The following is a 7,311-nucleotide window of genomic DNA, read 5'->3' as shown; positions in this document are numbered from 1 at the left end:
GCGCCTACGCCGTCTACCACGGGCCCTCCGGTCTGCGCGGCATCGCCCGTGGTATCCACGACAATGCGCGCCGGCTGGCCGCATCCCTGGCCGACGCCGGTCTCGCGCCGGTGCACGACACGTTCTTCGACACGCTGCTGGTCGAGGTGCCGGACGCCGCTGCCGTGGTGGCCAGGGCGCGCGAGGCCGGCGTCCACCTCCGGCTGGCCGACCCCAGCCACGTCGGGGTGTCCATCGGTGAGGACGCGACCCCCGACGACCTGGCCGCGGTGGCGTCCGCATTCGGCGTGGAACCTGGGCTAAGCGGTTGGGGCAGCTTGGGTGCGACCGAGCGCAGCAGCGACTTCCTGACCCACCCGGTCTTCAACGCCCACCACTCCGAGACCCGGATGATGCGCTACCTGGCCACCCTGGCCGGCCGCGACTTCGCCCTCGACCGGGGCATGATCCCGCTCGGCAGTTGCACCATGAAGCTCAACTCGGCCGCCGAGCTGGAGCCGATGAGCTACCCGGGGTTCGCCAACCTGCACCCGTTCGTGCCGGCCGCCGACGCCCGCGGTACCCGCCAGATGATCGACGAACTGGCCGGCTGGCTGGTGGAGATCACCGGCTACGACCGGGTCAGCCTGCAACCCAACTCGGGCGCCCAGGGTGAGTTCGCCGGGCTGGTCGCCATCCGGCGCTACCACGCCGGACGAGGCGAGTCGCAGCGCCGGGTCTGCCTGATCCCGTCCTCGGCGCACGGCACCAACGCGGCGTCCGCGGCGCTCGCCGGGCTGAAGGTGGTGGTGGTCGACGCCGCCGAGGACGGATCGATCGACATGACCGACCTGCGGGACAAGGTCGAGGCGAACGCCGACCAACTGGCCGCCATCATGATGACCTACCCGTCCACCCATGGTGTTTTCGAGGACACCGTGGTGGAGGCCTGCGAGCTGGTGCACGCCGCCGGCGGCCAGGTCTACGTCGACGGGGCCAACATGAACGCCCTGGTCGGGCTGGCCAGGCCGGGACGCTTCGGCGCCGACGTCAGCCACCTGAACCTGCACAAGACCTTCGCCATCCCGCACGGCGGCGGTGGCCCCGGCGTCGGGCCGATCGCGGTCAAGGAGCACCTCGCCCGCTACCTGCCCGACCACCCGCTGGTGGACGTGGGCGGCGACCCCGAGCCGGGCGGTACGGTTGCCGCCGCCCCGTTCGGCTCGCCCGGGGTGCTGCCGATCAGCTACGCCTACATCGCGCTGCTCGGGGCGGACGGCCTGCGGCAGGCCAGCCGGGTGGCGCTGCTGAACGCCAACTACATCGCCCGCCGGCTGGACGAGCACTTCCCGGTGCTCTACACCGGGCAGGCCGGCCTGGTCGCCCACGAATGCATCATCGACCCGCGCGCGATCTGCAAGCAGTCAGGGCTGTCCATCGACGACCTCGCCAAGCGGCTGATCGACTACGGTTTCCACGCGCCGACGATGAGCTTCCCGGTGGCCGGCACGCTGATGATCGAGCCCACCGAGAGCGAGGACCTGGCCGAGCTGGACCGCTTCTGCGACGCGATGATCTCGATCCGCGGCGAGATCGACCGGATCATCTCAGGCGACGACTGGACCGCCCAGGACAACCCGCTGGTCAACGCCCCGCACACCCTGGCACGGGTGACCGCGGACGAGTGGACCCATCCCTACTCCCGGCAGGAGGCGGCGTTCCCAGCCGGGCTGGGCCGGGGACAGGTCGGTGGTGGCGGTGGCGACAAGTACTGGCCAGCAGTCGCCCGTGTCGACAACGTCTACGGTGACCGTCACCTGAGCTGCAGCCTCACCCCGGTCCGGGGGTAATCCCGGGAGGTCTGCGAGCCGGACGGGCCGATCGGTCCGCCACGCTGGGATGATTACCACATGGCGTGGCGGGACAGGCTGGAGCAACGGCTGGAGGGCAGCTCGGTCGGCTCGCACATCGTGCGCACCGCCAAGCGCTACTTCAACCGGATGGGCAACCACCTGGCCGGTTCGATCGCGTTCTTCAGCATCCTCGCCATCGTCCCGGTGCTGATGTTCGCCTTCGCGGCGACTGGTCTGGTGCTGACCGTCATCCGCCCCGAGTGGCTGGACGAGGTGCAGATCTTCATCGTCGACAACCTGAACGCCGGGCCCCTGCAGGACCAGGTGCTGATCCTGCTGGGGGAGTACCTGTACCACTGGCAGCGGGTCGGCCTGTTCGCGGTGGTGGTGGCGCTGGTGATCGGCTCGACCTGGGTGGCCAACCTTAAGGGTGCCATCCGGGCGATGGGTCGGCCAGACTTCGACGTGGTCCACCGCAGCCACAGCCCGCTGCTGGAGCCGATCCTGAACATCGCGCTGCTGCTGGTGCTGATGGTGCTGGTCGCGGTGACCTTCACCGGCACCGTGATCGGCACGCAACTGGCCGGCGCGGTGGTCGACTGGGCCCGGCTCGGCAACGTCTTCATCTCGCAGGGTCTGGTGCAGGTGGCCTCGCTCGGGCTGTCGTTCGCCGGTGCCCTGCTGCTGTTCTGGCTGATCTACCGTTACCTGCCCGATGTCCGCTCGCCCAACCGTGCGGTGGTCGGTGGCTCGCTCGGGGCGGCGGTCTGCTTCGTCCTGCTGCAGACCGGTGCCGGCGCGCTGACCAGGCTGCTCAGCATGGGGCGCGCCACCCAGGTCTTCGGGCCGGTGATCGTGGCCATGCTGTTCATCAACATCTTCGCCATGCTGACGTTGATCTGGGCGGCGTGGGTGGCCACCTGGAACCAGCCCGCGGTGGCGCGCCGCTACAGCCGGGCCGACCGGATCCTGCGCGACCGCGAGGGCATCGTCACCGTCGACAGCCACTGGGAGGCGGCGGAGGCTGACCGGCAACGCCGACAGCGCCCGGCCAAGAAGCTCAGTGCTTCGTTGGGTGAGGACGCCGCCGGCCGGCCCGCGCTGCTGCTCGGCACCGGGGCCAGCCGGCTCAGGCGGCCACGCCGACCAACCTGATCAGTGGACGGCGGCCTCCGGCTTCGGCATTCCGATGTCCTGGGCCAGCTCGATGAACCACGGCTGGGTGATGTCGAACGGCTTGTGGCCGGCGATCCGCGGGAAGGCGATGACCGACAGCTCGTCGTTGTTCTCCTCGTCCAGCCCGACCACACCGGGCTTGCCGGCCAGTGCGGCGTCCACCGCGAGCACGCAGGTGCGGTTGATCAGCTCCAGGTCTTCGGCGTTGGACTTTGCCGAGCGGCTGAAGTAACCCGACTTCTGCACCATGGTCTTCTCGGCACCGATCAGCTTGCTGAACTTCGCGCCGAACCACTCACCGGGGTTGATCTTGTCGATCTGCACGTGCCCGAACGCGTCCCGCGGCACCTCCTCGCCGGCACTCTCCAGCTGCTCGACGATCTCGTTGACCCCGGCACCCTCGGAGAGGAAGATGTTGACGTTGCCTACCTCGTCCATCACCTTCGACAGCCGCGCCGCCTCGGCCTGGACGTCGAGGTGCACCTCGGGCAGGTAGAGGGCGTGCACGTCCCAGGCCTCGCGGGACAGGCCGATCTCCGGCAGCCATTGCTGCTGGTCCAGCCATGCCCGGTAACGCCGGGTTGTCTCGGCGGCCAGGTAACCACAGCTGCGTCCCATGATCTCGTGGATGATCAGTTCGCGGGAAGCCGCGTTGTGCTCGGCGATGATGTTCTGCGCGAAGATGCTGGCCTGATCGGCGGCCGTCCAGGCGCCCAGCGACTGGCGGATCGGCACGATGTCGTTGTCGATGGTCTTGGGCAGGCCGACCACGCACAGATCGAAGCTGTTCTCGGCCAGGTAGGCGGCCAGGTCGGCGGCGGTGGTGTTGGTGTCGTCGCCACCGATGGTGTGCAGCACGTCGACGCCGTCGGCCACCAGTTGCCTGGCGGCCACCTCGAGGGGGTTCTCACCCTCCTTCACCAGGCCACGCTTGACGGCGTCCTTGACGTTGGTCAGCTTGACCCGGGAGTTGCCGATCGGGGAGCCGCCGAAGTTGTACAGCACGTCGATGTTGTCGCGCGCGGTCTGGGTGACCGGCAGCGAGTCGCCCAACAGCAGGCCCTGGTAGCCGTGCCGGTAGGCGATGATCTCGATATCAGGGGCCACCTCGGTGTACCGCTTGATCAGACCTGCAATTGCCGATGACAGGCAGGGGGCGAAACCGCCTGCAGTGAGCAGACCAACCTTGTTGACCATTCCGGTGAAACCTTCCTTCTGTTCGGATGTTCCGATGCTAGCTGTGGACAATCCGGCTCGGCGCCCGGACGCCATGACAAACTGGCCAGTGCCACCCATCCCACCAGGAGCGAGCATGTCCTTCCATCACCTGCGGTCCGAGCGCGGCGTCAGTGTATCGGTGCTGGTCTGCCTGCTGATACCGGTGCTGTTGCTGTGCGTCGGGCTGGCGGTCGACGGGGCAGCCCAGGGCGCTGCGCACCGCCGTGCCGAGGCGGTCGCCGCCCAGGCTGCGAGAGCCGGAGTTGACGCGGCGGCCCCGGTCATGCTGGCCGGGCTGGACGGCGGGGCGACCGCCACCTCGGCCGCCGAGCAGGTGCTCACCGCCAACCCGGGGATCGCCGGTGAGGTCAGCGTCGGGGCCGGTGACCTGCTGCAGGTGCACACCCACACCTCGGTGTCGACGGTGTTCCTGAGCCTCGCCGGCATCGATGAGCTGACCGGACGCGGCAGCGCCGAGGTCGAACTGCGTTCCCGCTAGAGCTACTACGCTGTCTGGATGGCCCGTTTCTTTGAAGTCCACCCCGAGAACCCGCAGCAGCGCGCCCTCGACCAGGTGGTCACCATCCTGCGGGATGGTGGGGTGATCGCCTACCCGACCGATTCCGGCTTCGCGTTGGGCAGCCTGTTCGGCAACCACTCCGGTGCCGACCGGATCAGGGCGATCCGTGAACTGGACGAGCGCCACCACATGACCGTCGTGGTCAGTGAGTTCGGCCAGCTCGGCCGATACGTCGACATGGACAACCGGGTCTTCCGGGCGATCAAGGCGACCACGCCCGGCCCGTACACGTTCATCCTGCGGGCAACCCGCGAGGTTCCCCGGATCATGCAGCACCCGAAGAAGCGCACCATCGGTGTGCGGGTGCCCTCGCACGTCACCACGCTGGCGCTGCTGGACGCGCTGGGGGAGCCGCTGGTGTCGTCCACCCTGATCGCGCCGGGCGAGACCGAGGCGATGAGTGACGGCTGGCAGGTCAAGGAGGAGTTCGACCACCTGCTGGACGCGGTGCTCGACTCCGGTGACGTGCTACCCGAGCCGACCACCGTGATCGACCTGACCGGTGACGAGCCGGAGGTCACCCGGCGGGGGGCCGGGGACCCCGCACTCTTCGAGGCCTGAGCCTGGGCTCTGGCGGCGGTCCACCAGCGGGAGCTCCGTCCCGTCGGGGCGTCGGCTCAGGCGGCGGCGCCAGTGACCGACCCCCCTCACAAGCTCCCCGCTGGGCACGATTCGGCCCAAGCCACAGATTGTGCACGCGTTTGGGGCTTTCCGCGGGCATTATCCGGGCCCTGGGGGTGATAGTGCACGGCCGGGCCCGGGCTGGGCTGCGCCGAGCGCACCTGGATCGTGGTCGAGGGTACCGCCAGGCGGCGGTCCGAACGTGACGGCCCGGCCGGGGAGGGCTGCGTCTAGACGACGCGGCGGCGGGGCCCGGTCGATGCGCCGGCGGCAGCGCCTATGAACCGGCCGCGTCCGGCGGGGCGACCGGCCCGGACGTCACCCACCACGACGGTGATGTTGTCCTTGCTGCGCGCCCATGTCTGCTCGACGAGGTCATCGGCCAGATCCTGCGGGTGGTTGACCCGGCCCATCAATTCGGCGAGCTCGTCGGGCGGTAGGTAGCTGGTCAGCCCATCGGTGGCCAGCAGCCATCGATCGCCGTGCTGCAGTTCGATGGGGGCGATCTGCACCGATTCCGGGTCGCTGATCGCCCCGGACAGCGAGTGCAACAGCATGTTGCGCATCGGATGGTGACGCACGTCCGCCGGGTCGACCAACCCCTGGTCGAGCAGCACCTGGATCCAGGACTGGTCGGAGGTCTGCTGTGCCAGCTCGCCGTCGCGCCACCGGTAGGCCCGGGAGTCGCCGACGTGTACCAGGAAGGTGGCCTCGGGCGTCAGCACCAGGCCCGTGAGCGTGGTGGCCATCCCCTTCAGGGCGGGGTGCTCGCGTCCGGTCCGGGCCAACCGCGCATTCGCCAACGTGACCTGGTCGCGCAGCCGCGCCTCCGAGACGTCGGAGCGGTCGCGCAGCAGACCGGTCAGGGTCCGTACCATCAGCGCGGACGCCAGGTCGCCGCCGGGGCTGCCACCGACGCCGTCGGCCACCAACAGCAGGTCGTCGCCGGCATGTCCGGAGTCCTGGTTGTTGGGCCGCAGCGGGCCAATATCGGATCGACCGCCGACAGCCAATGCGTGCATCGGCCTCAGATCCATTCCTCGACCATAGCGCCTACCCGCCGGGGCAGGCCAAGCCAGCTTGGTTGAGAGTTGAGGCTTGCCGAGCCTGTTGCGTCGCCGCTGGCCGGACGCTCAAACAGCGACGGTGTAACGCAGAACGATCGACAGCGCGATCAGTACCACAACCAGGCCAATGCCCGGCCAGGCCACCGCCGACTTGCCCTTGCCGCGCCGGACCATGTCGGCCGCGATCGGGGTGGTCGCCGCGGCGCCGGCCAGGAACCCGCCGAGGTGGGCCTGCCAGGCGATGCCCGGGAACAGGAACATCATCACCAGGTTCAGACCCAGCAGCACCCAGACCGACGTGAGCGGGCGCCGCAGCAGCGCCCCGATCACCATGTACGCACCGAACAGGCCGAAAACCGCCCCGGACGCCCCCACCACGGCGGAGTTCCAGGCGCCCAACCAGATGAACATCGCGCTGCCGCCCAGCGCCGAGGTGAGGTAAACCGCCAGGAACCTGCCCGGCCCAAGGATGGGCTCCAGGTAGCGTCCCAGCAGCCACAGGGTCAGCATGTTGAACCCGACGTGGGTCAGCGAACGGGGGGCGTGTGCAAACGCCGAGGTGATGAGCCGCCATGGTTCCTCCGCCGCGATCGACGGGATCAGCATCAGCATCGAGCTCAGCTGCGGTGACAGGTTCTGGAGCATCCAGACCACGATAGTGATCCCGATCAGGACGTTGGTGACGACCGTGGGGGTGGTCGGTGCGGGGAAGATCGATGACCGGCCGTAGCCGGCGGGTTGAGCCGGCTGGTTGAACCACCGGTCGCCGGCGCCGCTGCTGCGGCGGCGCTGCCGGCCGCTCGGCGGGGCCCAGTCG

7 protein-coding genes are annotated in these 7,311 nt (G+C 69.2%); 4 read left to right on the top strand and 3 right to left on the bottom strand.

Features of this window, described 5'->3' with window-relative positions:
• A partial coding sequence (gcvPB, locus tag WBL05_RS07705) for an aminomethyl-transferring glycine dehydrogenase subunit GcvPB (RefSeq protein WP_424224943.1) occupies window positions 1-1,829 on the top strand: 1,829 nt, incomplete at its 5' end.
• A 60-nt stretch (window positions 1,830-1,889) separates the two neighbouring features.
• Window positions 1,890-2,987, top strand: coding sequence for a YihY/virulence factor BrkB family protein (locus tag WBL05_RS07700; RefSeq protein WP_424224941.1), 1,098 nt, complete (start codon window positions 1,890-1,892; stop codon window positions 2,985-2,987).
• Here the strand turns inward: WBL05_RS07700 and WBL05_RS07695 are convergent, their stop codons facing one another.
• A complete protein-coding gene (locus tag WBL05_RS07695; RefSeq protein ID WP_424224939.1) occupies window positions 2,988-4,205 on the bottom strand; it encodes a pyrophosphate--fructose-6-phosphate 1-phosphotransferase in 1,218 nt (405 codons plus the stop codon). It abuts the gene before it with no gap.
• Between the two features lie 115 nt (window positions 4,206-4,320).
• Here WBL05_RS07695 and WBL05_RS07690 point away from each other — a divergent pair, with 115 nt between their 5' ends.
• Window positions 4,321-4,725, top strand: coding sequence for a pilus assembly protein TadG-related protein (locus WBL05_RS07690; RefSeq protein WP_424224937.1), 405 nt, complete (start codon window positions 4,321-4,323; stop codon window positions 4,723-4,725).
• Window positions 4,726-4,743: 18 nt separating this feature from the next.
• A complete protein-coding gene (locus WBL05_RS07685) occupies window positions 4,744-5,367 on the top strand; it encodes an L-threonylcarbamoyladenylate synthase (RefSeq protein ID WP_424224935.1) in 624 nt (207 codons plus the stop codon).
• Window positions 5,368-5,657: 290 nt separating this feature from the next.
• Here WBL05_RS07685 and WBL05_RS07680 read toward each other — a convergent pair whose 3' ends face one another.
• On the bottom strand, window positions 5,658-6,464 hold the full coding sequence (locus WBL05_RS07680; protein ID WP_424224933.1) for a PP2C family protein-serine/threonine phosphatase: 807 nt from the start codon (window positions 6,462-6,464) through the stop codon (window positions 5,658-5,660).
• Between the two features lie 96 nt (window positions 6,465-6,560).
• A partial coding sequence (locus WBL05_RS07675; protein WP_424224931.1) for a rhomboid family intramembrane serine protease occupies window positions 6,561-7,311 on the bottom strand: 751 nt, incomplete at its 5' end.

The sequence above is a fragment of the Brooklawnia sp. genome (assembly GCF_049651565.1).
Taxonomy (GTDB): domain Bacteria; phylum Actinomycetota; class Actinomycetes; order Propionibacteriales; family Propionibacteriaceae; genus Brooklawnia.
This window is presented reverse-complemented; position numbering and strand designations above follow the sequence as displayed.